The sequence below is a fragment of the Nocardia sp. CA-129566 genome, assembly GCF_050956075.1.
In the GTDB taxonomy this organism is placed as follows: Bacteria; Actinomycetota; Actinomycetes; order Mycobacteriales; family Mycobacteriaceae; genus Nocardia.
Genome location: NZ_CP192085.1, coordinates 3,188,585 through 3,210,484 on the forward strand (window position 1 = coordinate 3,188,585; position 21,900 = coordinate 3,210,484).

Below are 21,900 nucleotides of genomic sequence, written 5' to 3' on the forward strand. Positions count from 1 at the left end.
CTGAGGGGTTCTCATGACTACGTCTGCTGACAAGATGCTCGAAGCGCTTCGCGCATCACTCAAGGAAACCGAACGGCTGCGGCAACGGAACCGGCAGCTGATCGCTGAAGCGTCTGAGCCGATCGCTGTCGTCGGCATGGGCTGCCGTTACCCCGGCGGTGTGACCAGCCCCGAGGAGCTGTGGGCAATGCTCGCCGGGGGGGTGGACGCCATTTCGGGATTCCCCGATGACCGCGGCTGGAGCACGCACGACGCGGGCGCGGATTCCTATTCACGCACAGGCGGTTTCGTTCGCGATGTGGCGGAGTTCGACGCGGGGTTCTTCGGGATCAGTCCGCGTGAGGCATTGGCGATGGATCCGCAGCAGCGATTGCTACTGGAGGTCTCGTGGGAGGCGCTGGAGCGGGCGGGGTTGGATCCATCGGCTCTGCACGGGAGCTCCACCGGCGTCTTCGTCGGCACCGCCGGGCAGCACTACGCCCTGGGGCTGGCAGACAGCACCGACGGTTACGGCTTGACGGGCGACGCCGCGAGCGTGGTATCGGGTCGGGTGTCGTATGTGTTCGGGTTCGAGGGTCCGGCGGTGACGGTGGATACCGCGTGTTCTTCGTCGTTGGTGGCGTTGCATCTCGCGGCGCAGGCGCTGCGTTCCGGGGAGTGCTCGATGGCGCTCGCCGGTGGTGTGACGGTGATGTCGACACCGGCCGTATTCGGGGAATTCGCCCAGCAGGGTGGTCTTGCCGCTGATGGTCGGTGTAAGGCGTTCGCTGCTTCGGCCGATGGCACCGGGTGGGGTGAAGGCGTCGGAATCCTGGTGCTCGAGCGGCTATCCGACGCGCAACGGCAGGGCCATCACGTGTTGGCGGTGATTCGCGGTAGTGCGACCAACCAGGATGGTGCGAGTAATGGGTTGACCGCGCCGAATGGTCCGTCGCAGCAGCGGGTTATCCGTGCGGCGTTGGCCAATGCCCGGGTTGCGTTCGATCAGGTAGATGTTGTGGAGGCGCACGGCACCGGGACGGCGCTCGGTGATCCGATCGAGGCGCAGGCGCTGATTGCGACTTATGGGCAGGATCGGCCCGAGGATCGTCCGTTGTGGTTGGGGTCGATCAAGTCGAATATCGGGCATACGCAGGCTGCTGCTGGTGTGGCGGGCGTGATGAAGATGATCCTGGCGATGCGGCATGGGACGCTTCCGGCGACGTTGCATGTGGATGAGCCCTCGCCGCATGTGGATTGGTCCACGGGTGCGGTGAAGCTGTTGACCGAGCCGGTGGCGTGGGAGGCGAACGGGCGCCCGCGTCGGGCGGGTGTGTCCTCGTTCGGGATCAGTGGGACGAATGCGCATGTGATCGTCGAGGAAGCTCCCACGGTCAACGACGAGGTACTGGAGGGAGAGCCCGACAACGAGTCCTTGACTCCTGTGCGGGGGCAGGCTGCGCGGTTGCGTGAGTTCGCCACCGCGAATGTCGATCTCGATCCAGTGACAGCGGTGGTGCCGTGGGTGGTGTCGGGGAAGTCTGTGGCCGGGTTGCGGGCGCAGGCGGCTCGGTTGCATGAATTCGCCACTGCCAGTGTGTGTCTCGACTCGGTGGATGTCGGGTTGTCGTTGGTGTCGTCGCGGACACTGTTCGAGCATCGCGCGGTTGTCGTGGGATCCGACCGCGAGCAGTTGCTGGCTGGTTTGGCGGCGCTTGCGGCTGGTGAGCCGAGTTCGGTTGTGGTGCAGGGTGTTGCGGATTCCGGGTCGTCGGGTGTGGTGTTCGTGTTTCCGGGTCAGGGTTCGCAGTGGATCGGTATGGGCCGGGAACTGCTCGAGACCTCGCCGGTGTTCGCGGAGTCGATGGCCGCGTGTGAGCTAGCGTTGGCGCCGTTTGTGGAGTGGTCGTTGTCTTCGGTGGTGCGTGGTGAGTCCGATGCCCCGGGCCTTGACCAGGTCGACGTTGTCCAGCCGGTCTTGTGGGCTGTGATGGTGTCGCTGGCCGCGTTGTGGGAGTCGGTGGGTGTGAGTCCTGCTGCGGTGGTGGGTCATTCGCAGGGTGAGATCGCTGCGGCGGTGGTGGCGGGGGCGTTGTCGCTCGAGGATGGTGCTCGGGTTGTTGCTTTGCGTAGTCGGGCGATTGCCACTGTGGCGGGTCGTGGTGGCATGACGTCGGTGGCTGCTGCGGCGGAGCAGGTTCGTGGACTCGTGGGGCGGTTCGGGGATCGGGTGTCGGTGGCGGCGGTGAATGGTCCGTCGGCGACGGTGGTATCGGGTGATGTCGATGCGTTGACCGAACTGGAACAGGCGTGCGAGGCGAAAGGTATTCGGGCGCGGCGGATTCCAGTTGATTACGCCTCGCATTCGGTGGCGGTCGAAGAGATCGAAGACCGCATTCTTGGGGCGTTGGCGCCGGTTTCGGCTCGTGTTGGTCGTGTTCCGGTGTTTTCCACTGTCGAGTCCGGCTTCGTTGATGGTTCCGGGATGGATGCCGCCTACTGGTATGCGAATTTGCGGCAGGAGGTGCGGTTCCGGGAAGCCGTGGAGGGTTTGGTCGATGCCGGTTATCGGGTGTTCGTGGAGGTGTCGGCGCATCCGGTGTTGACTGCCGCGGTCCAGGAAACCGCCGAACTCCAGTCGCGAACCCGAGCCGAAATCGATGGGCTCGCCGAAACATTGGTGGTAACCGGCACCCTGCGCCGTGACGACGGGGGTCCGAGCCGGTGGCTGCTGTCGCTGGCCGAGGTGTTCGTGCAAGGCGTTCCGGTGGACTGGGCGGGAATGCTCGCCGGTGGCCGACCGGTCGATGTGCCGACGTATGCCTTTCAGCGCCAACGATTCTGGCCGGAGTCGATCGTGCCGCGGCAGGGCGTCGTCTCCGGAGCCGAGGCGAAGCTGTGGGCCGCTGTCGACAGCGGCGATCCGGCTTTGCTGGCCGCCGAATTGGCGGTTGAGCGGGAATCGCTGGACGCATTGCTGCCCGCGCTGTCGACCTGGCGGCGACGGGAACGAGAGCGGGCGGCTGTCCAGGATTGGCAGTACGGCATCAAATGGAAGCTCGCCCCTCCGAAGACCGACGCAACCCTCACCGGCCATTGGCTCCTGATCGTTCCTACGGGCTGGCAAGACAGCGAAGCGGTGACGGGCTGGCTGAGCGCACTTCCCAAGGAAAGTGCGCGGATGGTCGTAATCGACTCTGCGGCAGGATATCTCGGTCGGGAGACGATCGCCGAGCGCCTCGGCTCCGTCCTTGCCGATCAGCCGGACGAGCCCCTCAGCGGCGTGCTGTCGCTGCTCGCATTCGACGAGACACCCCTCGCGCAACACCCGCAGGTGCCGACCGGGCTGGCGGCGACCCTCATGCTGGCGCAGGCGCTGGGCGATGCGGGCATTGCCGCGCCGTTGTGGGTGGTGACCAAGGGAGCGGTATCCACCGAACCCACCGATGAAGTGCGCAGTCTCGCGCAAGCCCAAGTTTGGGGATTCGGTCAGGTGGCCGGTCTGGAACTGCCGGGACGGTGGGGTGGTCTGATCGATCTCCCCGAGGTTATGGACGAGCAGACTCACGCGCATGTCCGTGCGGTGTTGGCCGCGGTTGGCGGCGACGACCAAGTGGCGATCCGGTCCGGCGGGTTGTTCACCCGGCGGCTGATCCGGAAAGCCGTCGAACCCGGGGAGGTTTGGGAACCCCGGGGCACCGTGCTGGTCACCGGCGGTACCGGCAGCATCGGCGGACATGTGGCCCGGTGGCTGGCGGCGCGGGGAGCCGAACGGGTGGTCGTGGCGAGCCGCCGTGGCGCGGATGCGCCTGGGGCAGCGGAGCTTTCGGCCGAATTGGAAGCCGCCGGGGCCGCTGTCCTGGTCGTCGCGTGCGATATCGCCGACCGGGATTCGGTCGTGCGGCTGCTGGCGCGGATCGCCGAGGACGGGCCCGCGCTCACTGCTGTGGTGCACGCGGCCGGGGTGCTGGATGAGGGCGTACTGGATGCCTTGACCGTCGATCGGGTGGCAAGCGTGCTCGCCGCGAAGTCCACGGCCGCCACCAATCTGGATGAGCTGACGCGCGATCTGGACCTCGACGCGTTCGTACTGTGCTCCTCGCCGGCGAGCGTATGGGGCGCCGGTGCGGGACAGGCGAACAACGCGATGGCGGACGCCTTCCTCGACGCCTTGGCTCAGCAGCGGCGGGCACAAGGTCTGGTCGCGACCTCGATCGCATGGGGCCCCTGGGCGGGGCAGCGGCGAGAAGCCTTCGTAGAGCAGCGGATTCGGCGCGGTGGCGTGCGCATGATCGCACCGGACCTCGCCGTGGCCGCGATGCGCCGGATCGTCGGCGCCGGCGATCCCCACGCGGTGATCGCCGATATCGACTGGTCCGTGTTCGCCGACACGTTCACCGTTGCGCGGCCCAGCCCGCTGCTCGGCGATCTGCCGGAGGTCGCGGCGGCCCTTGCCGCACGTGAGCGCACGCCCGCCTTGGCCGAGCAACTCGCCGGGCGTTCCGCCGCCGACGGGCAGAAGATGCTGCTGGACCTGGTCCGGGCGCACGTCGCTGCGGTGCTCGGGCATGCCTCCGCTCAGGACATCGAGCCGACCCGGGCCTTCGCCAAACTGGGTCTGGACTCCATGACGGCGGTCGAGCTGCGAAACCGGCTCGGTTCGGCCACCGGCCTGCAGCTGCCCTCGACAATGGTTTTCGACTACCCGACACCGGTGGCGCTGGCCAGATACCTGCGCGCCGAGGTGCTCGGTGCGGACGCCGACGAGCGGGACAACGCGGCCGTCGCGACAATGCGGGCTACCGACGAACCGATCGCGGTGGTCGGAATGGGCTGCCGCTTCCCCGGCGGGGTGGACGACCCGGAAGCGTTGTGGGAGCTGCTCGCAAACGGTGCGGATGCGGTATCGGAGTTCCCCGAGGACCGAGGCTGGGACTTGGACAGGCTGTTCGATCCGGATCCGGCCCACGCGGGTACCTCTTACACCGATGCGGGTGGGTTCATGCGGGATGTGGCCGGCTTCGACGCGGGATTCTTCGGGATCAGTCCGCGTGAGGCGTTGGCAATGGATCCGCAGCAGCGTTTGTTGTTGGAAACCTCGTGGGAGGCGTTGGAGCGAGCCGGAATAGACCCGGCCGGGCTGGCCAACAGCAGTACTGGTGTGTTCGTCGGAGCTACTCCCCAGGGTTACGGCGCGGATCTCGGCGAGAACTCGGAGGGGTTCGCCCTCACGGGCGCCTCGCCGAGCGTACTGTCGGGTCGGTTGTCGTACGTGTTCGGGTTGGAAGGCCCCGCGGTGACGGTGGACACCGCGTGCTCGTCGTCGTTGGTCGCCCTGCATCTCGCGGTGCAGGCGCTGCGCGGCGGCGAATGTTCTATGGCGCTGGCCGGCGGGGTCACGGTGATGTCGACTCCCGCGGCGTTCATCGCGTACTCCCGGGCACGCGGGCTCTCCGTCGACGGTCGGTGTAAACCTTTTGCCGCTGCCGCTGATGGCTTCGGTATGGCCGAGGGCGCCGGAATGTTGGTGCTGGAGCGGCTTTCCGATGCGCAGCGGCACGGTCATCGTGTGCTCGCGGTGATTCGCGGTAGTGCGGTGAACCAGGATGGTGCGAGTAATGGGTTGACCGCGCCGAATGGTCCGTCGCAGCAGCGGGTTATCCGGACCGCCTTGGCCAATGCCGGGGTATCGGTGGGCGAGGTCGATGTGGTCGAGGCGCACGGTACGGGTACCACGTTGGGTGATCCGATCGAGGCGCAGGCGCTGATTGCGACTTATGGGCAGGATCGGCCCGAGGATCGTCCGTTGTGGTTGGGGTCGATCAAGTCGAATATCGGGCATACGCAGGCTGCTGCTGGTGTGGCCGGGGTGATGAAGATGATCCTGGCGATGCGGCATGGGACGCTTCCGGCGACGTTGCATGTGGATGAGCCCTCGCCGCATGTGGATTGGTCCACGGGTGCGGTGAAGCTGTTGACCGAGCCGATGGCGTGGGAAGCGAACGGGCATCCGAGGCGTGCGGGTGTGTCCTCCTTCGGTGTCAGTGGGACGAATGCGCATGTGATCGTCGAGGAAGCTTCTGCGGTCGACAGCGAAGTGTCAGACGGGGAGCCGGAGGGCGCGAGTTCGCCTGTGGTGCCGTGGGTTGTGTCTGCGAAGTCGGAGGCCGGGTTGCGGGCGCAGGCGGACAGGATGTACGAGTTCGCTACTGCCAGTGTGGATCTCGACTCGGTGGATGTCGGGTTGTCGTTGGTGTCGTCGCGGACGCTGTTCGAGCATCGCGCGGTTGTCGTGGGATCCGATCGTGAGCAGTTGCTGGCTGGTTTGGCGGCGTTGGCTGCGGGTGAGCCGAGTTCTGTTGTGGCACAGGGTGTTGTGGATCCCGGGTCTTCGGATGTGGTGTTCGTGTTTCCGGGTCAGGGTTCGCAGTGGCTGGGCATGGGTGCCGAGTTGTGGGATTCCTCGCCGGTGTTCGCGGAGTCGATGGCCGCGTGTGAGCTAGCGTTGGCGCCGTTTGTGGAGTGGTCGTTGTCTTCGGTGGTGCGTGGTGAGTCCGATGCGCCGGGTCTGGATCGGGTTGATGTTGTTCAGCCGGTGTTGTGGGCTGTGATGGTGTCGCTGGCCGCGTTGTGGGAGTCGGTGGGTGTGAGTCCTGCTGCGGTGGTGGGTCATTCGCAGGGTGAGATCGCTGCGGCGGTGGTGTCGGGGGCGTTGTCGCTCGAGGATGGTGCTCGGGTTGTTGCTTTGCGTAGTCGGGCGATTGCCACTGTGGCGGGTCGTGGTGGCATGACGTCGGTGGCTGCTGCGGCGGAGCGGGTCCGTGAGTTGGTGGCGCGTTGTGGTGGTGAGATTGCGGTGGCGGCGGTGAACGGACCGTCCGCCGTGGTGGTGTCGGGTGATGTTGATGCGTTGGCAGAGCTGGAACGGGCGTGTGAGGTCGAAGGTGTTCGGGCTCGGCGGATTCCGGTGGACTACGCGTCGCATTCGCCGGCGGTGGAACAGATCCGGCCCCAGATCCTGGATGCGCTGGCACCGATCACGACTCAGGCTGGGCGTGTTCCGGTGTTTTCCACTGTCGAGTCCGGCTTCATCGATGGTTCCGGGATGGATGCCGCCTATTGGTATGCGAATTTGCGGCGGGAGGTGCGGTTCCGGGAAGCCGTGGAGGGTTTGGTCGATGCCGGTTATCGGGTGTTCGTGGAGGTGTCGGCGCATCCGGTGTTGACTGCCGCGGTCCAGGAAACCGTCGAAAACGGTGGCGTGGGCGCGATTGCGGCGGGCACGCTGCGCCGCGATGAGGGTGGTCTGCACCGGTGGCTGCTCTCAGCGGCTGAGGTATTCGCGCAAGGTGTTTCGGTGGACTGGGCGGGGATGCTCGCCGGTGGCCGCCGAATCGAATTGCCGACGTATGCCTTCCAACACCAACGATTCTGGCCGCAGGCCTCGCTGGTGCGCGGCGATGTGGGGGCGGCGGGCTTGATCGCGGCCGGCCATCCGCTGCTGGGGGCGGCGGTGGAGCTGGCCGACGGTGCGGGATTCCTGTTCACCAGTCGTTTGTCCGTGCGGTCGCATCCTTGGCTGGCCGATCACGCGGTGCGGGGCACGGTGCTGGTTCCCGGGACGGCATTCGCGGAGCTTGCGGTGCGGGCCGGGGACCAGGTGGGGTGTGGCCGAGTCGAGGACCTGGCACTGGAACAGCCCTTGCTGCTGCCCGAACGCGGTGCGCTGCTGCTGCAGGTGTCCGTCGGCGGTTCGGACGAGTCCGGGCGCCGAGCGATCACCGTGTACTCACGGCCGGAAGCCGCGGACACCGAGCAGGTCTGGACTCGCAACGCGAGCGGTACCGTCGCTCTGGACGACCCGTCGTCCGTGGATGTCTCAGGGTTTGTCGCGTGGCCACCAGTCGATGCGGAACCCATCGAAATCGACGGCCTCTACAGCGGATTCGCCGAACACGGCTACGAATACGGCCCGGTGTTCCAAGGTCTACAGGCGGTCTGGCGGCGCGGTGACGAGGTATTCGCCGAGGTCCGGCTGCCGGAGCAGGCGGCCGAGCAGGCCGGCGAATTCGTATTGCATCCCGCGTTGCTCGACGCGGCGGTGCAGGCCAGCGGGTTCGCCGCACCGGACGGCGATGGCCGGGGGCTGCTTCCGTTCGCCTGGAACGGTGTGGCGATGCACGCCGCCGGTGCTCGCGCGCTGCGAGTTCGGTTGCGGCGGACCGGTGATGGCGCGTTGACCCTGACGGCCGCCGATGAGACCGGTGCGCCGGTGGTCACCGTCGATTCTCTTGTGCTGCGGCCTATGTCGGCCGGCCAGCTCGACGGTTCTCGGAGCGGACAGCAGTCACTGTTCACGGTGGACTGGACCGTATTGCCCGATCCCGCCGAAGCGGCCGGAAATATGTCGTGGGTACTGGTCGGCGCCGACGCTTCGAATTCGATCGAGTGCCCGGCGGAGTCCAGGTATGCCGATATGGCAGCGCTGGTGGCAGCCGTGGCGAACGGCGCACCGACTCCGGATGCGGTCGCTGTGTGCTGTGCGACGCCAGAGACCGATGATCAGGGCGCCCATGCCCGAGGCGTGACCAATGCCGTACTGCGTTCGGTACAGCAGTGGCTGGCCGAAGAGCATCTCGCGGAATCCCGGTTGGTGGTGGTGACCCGGGGTGCGGTCGCGACCGGGCCGGACGAGGATGTGCGGGATCTCGCCGCCGCCGCGGTGTGGGGTTTGATGCGGTCGGCGCAGTCGGAGAATCCGGGCCGGATCGTTCTGGTCGACGTCGATGAGTCGACCGTGGCCGACGCGCATCTCATCGCCATGGCCGGCGCGGCCGGCGAGGTGGAGTTGGCGATGCGGTCGGGCCGGATGCTGGGGCGGCGGTTGACGCGTCCGGCTACCGGCGCGCTGGTTGTTCCTGCCGAGAATGACGCGTGGCGGCTGGGCACTGCCGGCACCGGCACGCTCGAGAATCTCGCACTGGTGGACAACCCGGAGGGAACGGCTCCATTGGAGCCGCACCAGGTGCGGGTGGCCGTGCACGCGACCGGGTTGAACTTCCGGGACGTCCTGATCGCGCTGAATGTTGTTCCCAGCAGCACCCTGGCGATGGGCATCGAGGGTGCGGGGACCGTGCTGGAGATCGGTTCCGGGGTCGAGGGTTTGGCCGTCGGAGACCGGGTGATGGGCATGCTCGAAGGCGGATTCGGACCGGTCGCGGTCTCGGATCACCGCTATCTCGTTCGAATGCCGGTGGGTTGGTCATTTACTCGGGCGGCGGCGGTGCCGGTGGCGTTCGCGACGGCGTGGTTCGCGCTGGTCGACTTGGCCGATGCGCAGCCGGGTGAGCGGGTGTTGATTCATTCCGCGGCTGGTGGTGTGGGTATGGCGGCTGTGGCTATTGCCCGGTATTTGGGTTTGGAGGTGTTCGGAACCGCCTCGCCTGGTAAGCATTCGGCGCTTTCGGGGATGGGGCTCGATGCCGATCACATCGCCTCCTCTCGGTCGGCGGAGTTCGAGCAGCACGTTTTGAACACGACCGGCGGTGCGGGTGTGGACATCGTGTTGGACAGTCTGGCCGGTGATCTGGTGGATGCGTCCCTGCGGTTGTTGCCGCGTGGTGGCCGGTTTATCGAGATGGGCAAGACCGACATCCGCGACGCCGAACAGATCGCCCGGACGTACCCAGGCGTGGCCTACCGAGCGTTCGACTTGCCCGAGGCCGGGCCGGAACGGATCGGTGAGATGCTGGCCGAGGTGGTCGGCTTGCTGGATCAGGGTGTGTTGGCGGAGTCTCCGGTGTTGGTGCGGGATGTGCGTCGTGCTCCGGAGGTGTTCCGGTTCATGAGTCAGGCCCGGCATGTCGGCAAGATCGTGTTGCGAATCCCGCGCTCGATTGACCCGGATGGCACTGTGTTGATTACTGGTGGGACAGGCACTTTGGGTGGTCTGTTGGCGCGGCATCTGGTTGCTGAGCATGGTGTTCGGCATTTGGTGTTGACCAGTCGCCGGGGCATGGAGGCTCCGGGTGCGGTGGAGTTGGTCGCGGAGTTGGCGGCCGTCGGTGTGTCGGTGGCGGTCGAACGTTGTGATATCGCTGACCGAGATGCCGTGGCCCGGTTGCTGACTCGGGTTGGTGACCGTGGTACGGGTTTGACGGCGGTGGTGCATGCGGCGGGTGTGCTCGATGATGGTGTGATCGGGTCGCTGTCGCCCGAGCGGGTAGACGCCGTCATGCGTCCGAAGGCCGATGCGGCATGGCATCTGCATGAGCTGACCCGAGCGTTGGATTTGTCGGCGTTCGTGCTGTTCTCCAGCGCCTCAGCGACTTTCGGTGGTCCAGGTCAAGCGAACTATGCGGCGGCCAACGCGTTCATGGATGCGTTGGCGCAGCATCGTCAGTCCGAGGGTCTTGCGGCGGTGTCGTTGGCGTGGGGTCTGTGGGCCGATGCCAGCGGTCTCACCGGCCATCTCGACCAGACCGACCTCGGCCGTTTCGGCCGAGCCGGGTTGACCGCCATGTCCACTGCCGAGGGCTTGGCGCTGTTCGATGCGGTGCTGCGGCGGCCGGAGGCGTATCTGGTGCCTGCCCAGCTGGAGCTGACGGGTCTGGGGGCGCAGGGTGAGGTGCCGCCGCTGATGCGTGGTCTGGTGCGCGGCCCGGCCCGGCCGAGTGCGCGGGCGGGCGCGCAGGGCGATGCCGGTCTGACGCGACGGTTGGCCGGGCTGTCGGCGCAGGACCGGACGCGGGCAATGCTGGACCTGGTGCGCGGCCACATCGCGGCCGTGCTGGGGCATGCCACAGCCCAGGAGGTGGAGCCGACTCGAGCGTTGCGAGACATGGGATTCGACTCGCTGACCGCAGTCGAGTTGCGCAACCGGCTCAATGCGGCGACCGGGCTGCGACTGCCGACAACACTGGCGTTCGACTACCCCAACGCGGAGCAGCTGGCCGCATTCGTGACCGGTGAGCTGCTGGGCTCGGGATCCGCCGACGATGTGGCGATGGCGCCGGTCGCGGTGTCGGTCGACGACCCGATCGCGATCGTCGCGATGGGCTGCCGATTCCCGGGCGGAGTGGACAGCCCCGAAGCACTGTGGGCGATGCTGTCGGGCGGCGAGGATGCGGTGACCGGCTGGCCGGCCGGTCGAGGCTGGGATATCGAGGCGCTGTACGACCCCAACCCCGACCAACCAGGCAAGTCCTACGTCCGTACCGGTGGTTTCGTACACGATGCGGACCTGTTCGACGCGACCTTCTTCGGAATCAGCCCGCGCGAGGCATTGGCGATGGACCCGCAGCAGCGGTTGCTGCTGGAGACCTCGTGGGAGGCATTGGAGCGGGCCGGGATCGACCCGACCACGCTGCGCGGCAGCCAAACCGGCATCTTCGTCGGAGCCTCACATCAGGGCTTCGACGCGCTCCTCGGCGACGTTGCCGGTAGCGCGGACGGATACGCCGTGACGGGCTCGTCCACCAGTGTGCTGTCGGGCCGGCTGTCGTACGTGTTCGGGCTGGAGGGTCCGGCGGTGACGGTGGATACGGCCTGCTCGTCCTCGTTGGTCGCCTTGCATTTGGCGTCGCAGGCGCTGCGCTCCGGTGAGTGCACCATGGCGCTCGCCGGCGGCGTCGCGATCCTGGCCTCGCCCGCTTCGTTCGTGGAGTTCTCGCGACTGCGCGGCTTGGCACGCGATGGGCGGTGCAAGGCCTTCGCGGCGACAGCGGATGGCTTCGGAATCGCCGAGGGTGCGGGAATGCTTGTGTTGGAACGGCTTTCCGATGCGCAGCGGTTGGGGCATCCGGTGTTGGCGGTGGTGCGTGGTAGTGCTGTTAATCAGGATGGTGCGAGTAATGGGTTGACCGCGCCGAATGGTCCGTCGCAGCAGCGGGTTATCCGCGCGGCGCTGGCCAATGCCGGGGTCGCGGCCGATCAGGTGGATGTGGTGGAAGCGCACGGCACGGGCACCACCCTGGGTGATCCGATCGAGGCGCAGGCGGTGCTCGCGACATACGGCCGAGACCGAGATCCCGAGCGTCCACTGTGGTTGGGGTCGGTGAAGTCGAACATCGGACACTCCTTGGCCGCGGCCGGGGTGGCCGGTGTGATGAAAATGGTTCTCTCCCTTGGGCATCGGATGATGCCCGCGACGCTGCACGTGGACGAGCCGACGCCGCACGTGGACTGGTCCGCTGGAGCGGTTCGGCTGCTGACCGAGCAGCTGCCATGGGAGAACGGACGGCATCCGCGGCGCGCGGGCGTGTCCTCCTTCGGCATCAGCGGCACCAACGCCCATGCGATCCTCGAGGAGGCCCCGGCCGTAACGACGCAGGCCTCGGACGATCGCGAAGGGCCCGCGAGCGTGGTCTCCTGGGTGCTGTCCGCGAAATCCGAAGGTGCGCTACGGGAACAGGCCGCGCGGCTACATGAATTCGCCGTCGGCGATCCGACGCGGACCCCGGTCGATATCGGGTCGTCGCTGGTGGCGTCGCGGACGCTGTTCGACCATCGTGCGGTCGTGACCGGATCCGATCGCGAGGAGTTGCTGGCCGGTCTGGCGGCGGTCGCGTCGGGGGAGCCTGCTGCCGGTGCGGTGGAGGGTGTGGCCACGGGTGATGTATCCGGTGTGGTGTTCGTGTTTCCGGGTCAGGGTTCGCAGTGGCTGGGCATGGGTGCCGAGTTGTGGGATTCCTCGCCGGTGTTCGCGGAGTCGATGGCCGCGTGTGAGCTAGCGTTGGCGCCGTTTGTGGAGTGGTCGTTGTCTTCGGTGGTGCGTGGTGAGTCCGATGCCCCGGGTCTGGATCGGGTTGATGTTGTTCAGCCGGTGTTGTGGGCTGTGATGGTGTCGCTGGCCGCGTTGTGGGAGTCGGTGGGTGTGAGTCCTGCTGCGGTGGTGGGTCATTCGCAGGGTGAGATCGCTGCGGCGGTGGTGGCGGGGGCGTTGTCGCTCGAGGATGGTGCTCGGGTTGTTGCTTTGCGTAGTCGGGCGATTGCCACTGTGGCGGGTCGTGGTGGCATGACGTCGGTGGCTGCTGCGGCGGAGCAGGTTCGTGGACTCGTGGGGCGGTTCGGGGATCGGGTGTCGGTGGCGGCGGTGAATGGTCCGTCGGCGACGGTGGTATCGGGTGATGTCGATGCACTGACCGAACTGGAACAGGTATGTGAGGCGCAGGGTATTCGGGTCCAGCGGATAGCCGTGGACTATGCCTCGCACTCCGCGGAGGTCGAGTTGTTGCGCGATGAACTCCGCACTGTCCTGGCCCCTGTCGCACCCCGAGTCGGCCGAATCCCGTTGTGCTCCACGGTGGAGCCCGGTCTCGTCGACGGGTCCGCTGTGGGAGCCGAATACTGGTACACCAACTTGCGGCAGACCGTCCGGTTCCGAGAAGCCCTCGAACACCTCGTCCAGGCGGGACACCGCACCTTCCTCGAGGTCTCCGCACATCCCGTGCTGACGACCGCGATCAGGGAAACCATCGACAACCTGTCGGTGGACACCCCGGTCGTGGTCGCCGGAACGCTGCGGCGCGAGGAGGGAGATCGCCGCCGCTGGCAGGAGTCGCTGGCGCAGGTGCACGTCCACGGAGTGCCGGTGGACTGGGCCGGACTGCTGGCCGTCGGCAGACGGGTCGAGCTACCGACGTATGCCTTCCAGCGCCAGCGGTTCTGGCCCGAGCCCACGGCCGGGACCCAGGCGACGGTGGCCGTGTCCGGAGCGGAGGCGCGGTTCTGGAGCGCGGTCGACGAGCAGGACCTCACCGGCCTGGCAGCCGTCCTCGACCTCGGCGAGCAAGCACGTTCTCCCCTCGCGGAGGTGCTGCCGATGCTGTCCTCCTGGCGGACCCGGGAACGCGACCGCACCGCCGTCCAGGACTGGCACTACGAGATCACCTGGGCTCCCGTGACCGGCCGTGGCGCCACGCTGAACGGACCTTGGCTTGTCCTGATCCCGGCGGGAAGAGCCGAAGAAGGCTTGGTCCTCGGCTGTGTGCGGGCACTCGCCGCGCACGGTGCCGAGGTCGTGATCGCGGAAGTCGGTGCGCCGCAGGCCGATCGGTCGGCCCTCGGGGCGCGGATCAGCGAGGCCCTCGACGCGTCCACCGTGAATTCCGTTGCCGGTGTGCTGTCCTTGCTGGCGCTGGAGGAGACCCCGCTGCCGGACCATGCGGAGGTCGCCACGGGACTGGCATTGACCGCCGTGGCGACCCAGGCGCTCGGCGACCTCGGGGTGGGCGCGCCGCTGTGGGTGGCCACTCGGGGCGCGGTGTCGACCAGGCCCGAGGAGAAGCTGCTCAGCACCGTGCAGGCCCAGGCGTGGGGCCTGGGCCAAGTCGCGAGTTTGGAGTTGTCGCCGCGCTGGGGCGGCCTGATCGACCTTCCCGATGTGCTGGACGAGCGCGCCCAGGAGAGGCTGAGCGGGGTGCTGGCCGGCAGGGTCGACAGGGGCGGCAACGATCAGGTCGCGATCCGGGCCGACGGTGTATTCGCCCGTCGGCTGGGCCGTGCCGGTGGCACGGCCGGCGGCCCTGGCTGGACTCCGAGGGGCACCATATTGATCACCGGTGGCACCGGCGCCTTGGGAGCGCACGTGGCCCGCTGGGTTGCCCGCAACGGCGCCGAGCACGTCGTGCTGACCAGCCGCCGCGGCCCGCTGGCCCCGGGAGCGGCCGACCTCGTCGCCGAATTGGACGCCGATGGAGCCAAGGTCACGGTCGTGGCCTGCGACACTGCCGACAGAGCTGCCCTGAGTGAGTTGCTGGACCGGATCGCGGCCGACGGGCCGCCGCTGACCGCGGTGGTGCACGCCGCCGGATTCCTCGACGACGGTGTGCTTGACACAATGACGCCGCAGCGTTTGGCCGGAGTTCTGGCGGCCAAGGCGGCCGGGGCCGCCTACCTCGATGAGTTGACCCGCGACCTGGAGCTCGACGCCTTCGTGCTGTTCTCCTCGCTGGCGGGTGTGCTCGGCAACCTGGGGCAGGGCAACTATGCGGCCGCGAACGCCTTCCTGGACGCGCTCGCGCGGCAGCGACGAGATCGTGGTCTGGCGGGTCTGTCGGTCTCGTGGGGTCCGTGGGCCGGCGGCGGTATGGCTCGGGACGCGGTCGTGGAGGAGCGGGCCCGTCGCCACGGATTGCGGCTGATGATTCCCGAATCGGCGGTCGCGGCCTTGCGCGAGCTGAGCGGCCTGCCGACCGCGCATGCGGTGATCGCCGACTTCGACTGGGAACTGTTCACGCCCACCCTCACCATGACGCGGCCGAGCCCGCTGATCGGCGACCTACCCGAGGTGCGCGCCATCGTGACCGCTGAGGCCGATCAGTCTTCGGCGCTGGCCCAGCAGCTCGTCGGCAAGTCCACCGCGGAGCAGGACGAACTCCTGCTGGACCTGGTCTGCGGCCATATCGCAGCCGTCCTGCGGCACGACTCGGCGCAGGAGGTCGACGCCGGACGCGCCCTGCGCGACCTGGGATTCGACTCCCTCACCTCGATCGAGCTACGGGATCGTCTCGGGCAGGCCAGCGGTCTGCGCTTGCCCGCGACCCTCGCCTTCGACTACCCGACGCCCCGGCGGCTGGCCGGGTACCTCCGGGAGCAGATCCTCGGCGCCGATGACGAACGGGAACTCACCCCGATCGCCGTCCAGGCGACGGGCGAGCCGATCGCCGTGGTCGGTATCGGTTGCCGGTTCCCCGGTGGTGCCGACAGCCCGGAGGCGCTGTGGTCGCTGCTGGCCGATGGCGTCGACGCGCTTTCCGCCTTTCCCACGGGTCGCGGCTGGGATGTCGATCGGCTCTTCAGATCCGGGAATGTTCCGACCGAGGCCGCGTTCCTGCACGATGCCGATATGTTCGACGCGGGGTTCTTCGGGATCAGTCCGCGTGAGGCGCTGGCGATGGACCCGCAGCAGCGGTTGCTGTTGGAGGTGTCCTGGGAAGCGTTGGAGCGGGCGGGGCTGAATCCGTCGGAGTTGCGAGGCAGCCAGACCGGTGTCTTCGTGGGCACCACTCCGCAGGGGTATGCCGATGGTCTGATGGAGGGCGCCGAAGGGTATTCCCTGACCGGTGCGGCGCTGAGCGTGATGTCGGGCCGCCTGTCTTATGTGTTCGGGTTCGAGGGTCCGGCGGTGACGGTGGATACGGCCTGCTCGTCCTCGTTGGTCGCCATGCATTTGGCATCGCAGGCGCTGCGCTCCGGTGAGTGCACCATGGCGCTCGCGGGTGGTGTCACCGTGATGTCGACTCCGGCGGCGTTCGCCGGGTTCTCCCAACTCGGCGGCCTCGCCGCCGACGGGCGATGCAAAGCTTTCGCGGCAGCGGCCGACGGCACTGGTATGGCCGAGGGTGCGGGAATGCTTGTGTTGGAACGGCTTTCCGATGCGCGGCGCAATGGTCATGAAGTGTTGGCGGTGATTCGTGGTAGTGCTGTTAATCAGGATGGTGCGAGTAATGGGTTGACCGCGCCGAATGGTCCGTCGCAGCAGCGGGTTATCCGTGCGGCGCTGGCCAATGCCGGGGTGGCTGCCACTGGTGTTGATGTGGTGGAGGCGCACGGTACGGGTACCACGTTGGGTGATCCGATCGAGGCGCAGGCTCTGCTGGCTACTTATGGGCAGGGTCGTGATGAGGATCGTCCGTTGTGGTTGGGTTCGATCAAGTCGAATATCGGGCATACGCAGGCCGCTGCTGGTGTGGCCGGTGTCATGAAGATGATCCTGGCGATGCGGCACCGGGTGCTGCCCGCGACATTGCATGTCGATCAGCCGACACCGCATGTGGACTGGTCGGTGGGCGCGGTGCGGTTGGCGACCGAGCCGATGTCGTGGGAGACCGGTGATCATCCGCGTCGGGCGGGTGTGTCCTCCTTCGGTGTCAGCGGTACCAATGCGCACGTCATCATCGAGGAAGCGCCCGTGTCGAGTAGCGGGGCTTCGGAAGAGGAGCCGGGGGTCGACCCGGCCGTGCCTGCCGCCGCGTCACCGGTGGTGTCGTGGGTGGTGTCGGGGAAGTCGGTGGCCGGGTTGCGGGCGCAGGCGTCTCGGTTGCGCGAATTCGCGACTGCGAAGGTCGATTTCGATCTGGTGGATGTCGGGCATTCCCTGGTGTCGTCGCGGACACTGTTCGAGCACCGTGCGGTCGTTGTAGGCGGCGACCGTGAGCAGTTGCTGGCTGGTTTGGCGGCGCTTGCGGCTGGTGAGCCGAGTTCTGTTGTGGTGCAGGGTGTTGCGGATTCGGGGTCTTCGGGGACTGTGTTCGTGTTTCCGGGTCAGGGTTCGCAGTATGCCGGTATGGGGCTGCAGTTGTGTGCGGGGTTCCCGGTGTTCGCTGAGGCGTTCGCCGAGGTGTGTGATCTGTTGGAGGCTGAGCTGGGTTTGCCGGTGCGGGAGGGTTTGGCTGATCCGGGTTTGGTGGATCAGACCCTGTATGCGCAGGTGGGTTTGTTCGCGGTGGAGATCGCGTTGGTGCGGTTGTTGGAGTCGTGGGGTGTGATCCCTGATGCGGTGGCTGGTCATTCGGTGGGTGAGATCGCTGCGGCGGTGACCGCGGGGGTGTTGTCTCTGGGGGATGGTGTGCGTCTGGTGGCGGCTCGGGGGCGGGTGATGCAGGCGCTGCCGGTGGGTGGGGGTATGGCCGCGATCGAGGCATCGGAATCGGAGATGTTGGCGTGGCTGGTGGATTCGGCTTCGGGTGTGGTGGTTGCTGGGGTGAATGGTCCTGCGGCGGTGGTGGTTTCGGGTCGGTCGGTAGAGATCGATGAGGTTGTTGAGGTGTGGCGGGGTCGTGGTCGTCGGGTGCGGCGGTTGCGGGTTTCGCATGCGTTCCATTCGCCGTTGATGGATCCGGTGTTGGACGAGTTGGGTGAGGTGGCCGAACGGCTTTCGTTCGCCGAGCCGGTGATCCCGTGGATCTCGACGGCGACCGGTAATCCTGTTACCGGCTGTGATGCCCGGTATTGGGTGGATCAGGCGCGGGGTGCGGTGCGCTTCCATGACGCGGTAACGACCCTGGCCGTTGATGGTGGTGGGGTGTTTGTGGAGGTTGGCCCGGGCGCGGCACTCTCGGCGATGGGACCAGGCTGCGTGCCCGAACACCGTCCAGCAGTGTTCATCCCACTACTACCGAACGACCATGACGAGCCACAGTCGCTGGCCATCGGTCTGGGTGGGGCATTCGTCCGCGGTACACCCGTGTCCTGGGAACGGCAACTCGGGGGTGGTCGGCAGGTCGACCTCCCAACGTATGCCTTCCAACGCCAGAAATTCTGGCCACAACCCACAACCACACACGTCGCAGCGGGCTCCGTCGCAGAGACACGTTTCTGGTCCGCGGTCGATGAGGGCGATGTCACCGCTGTGGCGGCGGCACTCGAGATCGAGCCGCACACCCCACTGGAATCCGTTCTGCCGGTGCTGTCCTCGTGGCGTCGGCGAGAGCAGGAGAAGGCCGCCGTCCAGGGCTGCCGGTATCAGGTTGTCTGGAAGCCGGCCACAGTCGAGGACACCCCACGTCTGGCCGAGACGTGGTTGCTCATCGCCCCGGTCGAGCACGGTCCGGTGGCCGAGTGCCGGCAGGCTCTGGCCGAGCACGGTGCGCGGGTCGTGGTGGTCGAGGTAGCCGTCGCGGACCTCGATCGGCAGGTCCTCGCGGACCGGCTGCGCACCGCTCTGCACGAGTCGGCCGCGGACTCCGTCGCGGGTGTGCTGTCGTTGCTGGCACTGAACGATGCGCCGATCACGTCCGAGCCAGCGGCGTCAGCGGGGCTGGTCGGCACGCTGGTGCTGGCACAGGTTCTGGGCGACCTGGACCTGGCCGCACGGCTATGGGTGGCCACTCGGGGCGCGGTGTCCACCGGACCTGAGGACCAACTGGCCAGCGCCGCACAGGCAACGGTATGGGGCCTCGGTCAGGCGGCGGGTCTGGAACTGCCCGCCCGCTGGGGCGGTCTGATCGACCTGCCCGCAGTCCTCGACGAGACTGCCCGGTCCCAGATGTGCGGGGTCCTCGCCCTCGGAGGTGAGGACCAGGTGGCGATCCGGACCGGCGGCGTGTACGCCCGTCGGCTGGCCCGTGCGACCGATTCGGAAGGCCCGGGGTGGACTCCGCGGGGCACCGTGCTGGTCACCGGCGGTACCGGTGCGCTGGGGGCCCACGTGGCCCGCTGGCTTGCCGGCAACGGAGCAGAGCATGTGGTGCTGACCAGCCGTCGCGGCCCGCAGGCCCCGGGGGCGCGCGAGCTCGCGGCCGAATTGGGGCAGCTCGGGGCCCGGGTGACCATCGCCGCCTGCGATGTCGTCGATCGGGGAGCGGTGGCCGCCCTGCTGGCGCGAATCGCCGCGGACGGGCCGGCGCTGACCGCCATCGTCCATGCCGCCGGCGTGCTGGACAACGGGATGATCGACAGCCTGACCGCCGAGCGGATCGGCCCGATGCTGGCCGCCAAAGCGGTTGCGGCCGCACATCTGGACGAGCTCACCCGTGGCCTGGACCTGGACGCCTTCGTGCTGTTCTCGTCGAGTGCGGCGGTCTGGGGCGGTGGCAGCCTGGGCGGTTACGCGGCGGCGAACGCCTTCATGGACGCATTGGCGAGGCAGCGGCGGGCCCGTGGTCTCGCCGCGACCTCGATCGCCTGGGGACTATGGGCCGGCGGGGGCATGGGTGAAGGTGACAACGGAGCCCAGCTGCGTCGTCGCGGTGTCCGTCCGATGGCGCCGGAGTCGGCGGTGGCCGCGTTGCGCGAGTTGGCGGCCGGTGGTGCGGCGTCGGCCGTGGTGGCCGATGTGGACTGGGCGCGGTTCGTGCCGGCGTTCACCGCGGCGCGGCCCAGCCCGCTGCTGAGCGACCTACCCGAGGTGCGGGAAGTCCTGGCCGTTGGGCAGGTCCACGAAGCAGATTCGGGTTCTTCGGAGTTGGTGCGGCGACTCGCCGGGCTTTCGGCGGCGGAACAGGACGAGATCCTGACGGATCTGGTCCGGCGTCACGTGGCCGTCGTTCTCGGGCACACATCGGCCGACACTGTCGAGGCAGGGGCTAGTTTCCTCGAGCTCGGATTCGACTCGGTGACAGCTGTCGAACTGCGGAACCGGCTCACCGCCGCTACCTCGGTGCGGCTGGAGGTTTCGTCGGTCTTCGACCACGACACGGCCGAAGCGATGGCGCGGTACCTGCGCTCGGAGCTGTCCGGATCGGTTGCGTCGCCTCGCGACGACCGCCGGGAACGGTGGACGCTGGCCGCTCCGGCGGCCGCGGCCCGAGACCAGTCTTCCCTTGTGGAGATGCTGGAGCACGCTCTCGATAGCGATCGAGTCGACGAGATCATGGCCCTGGTCGAGAACCTGGTTCCGTTCCGGCCGGTCTTCGACGGGGCGGCCGAGCTCGCGGACATCCCGGATCCGGTCTCCATTTCCCGCGGAGCCCGGGAGCCGAAGGTGATCTGCTTCGCCTCCCTTGCGGGGCGGCCCGGACCGCACCAGTACACCCGGTTTGCCGGTGGCTTCCGCGGTATGCGCGATCTGTCCGTGATCACCGCCCCAGGATTCGACGAGCGGGAGCCGTTGGCCGCGACGATCGACGCGCTGGTCGGCGCGCACGCGGAGGCCGTGCGCAACGTCGCCGACGGCGCGCCGTATGTGCTTCTCGGGTATTCCTCGGGTGGCCTGGTGGCGCACGCGGTGGCTGCCCAACTGGAGAAGGCCGGACCAGCTCCGGCCGGGGTCGTTTTGATCGACACCTATACCCACGCCGATGCCGACATTGTCGGCGAGGCGCGGACCAGCATGCTCCGAGGAGTGTTGGCCCGGAACCGGGCTTTCGGATTCACCGGCGATGCCTGGCTCACCGCGATGGCGCACTACGTGGCGTTGGACTGGTGGCGGATGGCGAAGACCTCCGTTCCCACCTTGGTAGTCCGGTCCCGCGAGTCCATGGCCGGCGTGCCTTTCGCGGAGGAAGCGAAGATTTCCTGGCCTTTCTCCAGCGAGATTTCGGCGGTGGATGTGCCGGGCGACCACTTCACCATGATGGAAGACCACGCGGACACGACCGCGCGGGCCGTCGGCGAGTGGCTCGAGAATCTGCGCTGAATTCATTGACACGACTGAGAAATGAGGTTTTCGTTGACCCGAAACGACGTCGACACCGGACTGTGGATTCGACGATTCCAACCCTGGGACGCGGCTCCCAGTCGAGTTGTCTGTTTCCCGCACGCGGGTGGCGCGGCCAGCTACTTCGTCCCGTTGTCCCGGGCGCTCGCCGGGAAGTCCGAGGTCCTCGCGATCCAGTACCCGGGGCGCCAGGACCGCAGGACCGAAAAGGGAATCGACAACATTCCCGAGCTCGCCGACGCGGTGACCAGCGTGCTGCGGTCATCGCTGGACCGGCCGACCGTGGTGTTCGGTCACAGCATGGGAGCGACGCTCGGTTTCGAGGTTGTTCGTCGACTGGAACGCGGCGGCGTCTTCCCGACGGCGTTGGTGGTCTCCGGTCGCGTGGGGCCGACCCGCACGCGGGACGAGACCGCACACCTCGAAGACGACGATGGGCTGCTCGCCGCCGTGAAAGCGCTCAGCGGCACGGATGAGAAGTTCTTCGGAGACGAGGAACTGCTGCGAATGATCTTGCCCGCGTTACGGATCGACTACACGGCCGCCGAGACCTATCGATACACTCCGGGACCGCTCTTGCGAACTCCGATCCACGCCCACGTCGGTGACAGTGACCCCAAAGCGACGATCGACGAAGTCCGAGACTGGGCGAATCACACGACCGGACCGTTCAGCTTGCGTACCCACCCGGGCGGGCATTTCTATCTCAACACGCGTGCCGCCGAGCTCACCCAGGCCATTGTGGACATACTCGACCGTGCCGTCGAAACGACCGATTCCGGCTGCTGAAATCGGCAACGAAAACGCACTGGTACGGATGG

At 67.5% G+C, this 21,900-nt stretch carries 1 protein-coding gene and 1 pseudogene; both read left to right on the forward strand.

All coding sequences use genetic code 11. The features are described 5' to 3' along the window. Nucleotides 1–13: 13 nt before the first annotated feature. Nucleotides 14–21,028, forward strand: a pseudogene (locus ACQP0C_RS13790) (type I polyketide synthase); the annotation flags it as partial. 63 nt (nucleotides 21,029–21,091) lie between these two features. After that, nucleotides 21,092–21,868, forward strand: a complete 777-nt coding sequence (locus tag ACQP0C_RS13795) for a thioesterase II family protein (protein WP_433733314.1) — start codon at nucleotides 21,092–21,094, stop codon at nucleotides 21,866–21,868. Nucleotides 21,869–21,900: the final 32 nt, after the last annotated feature.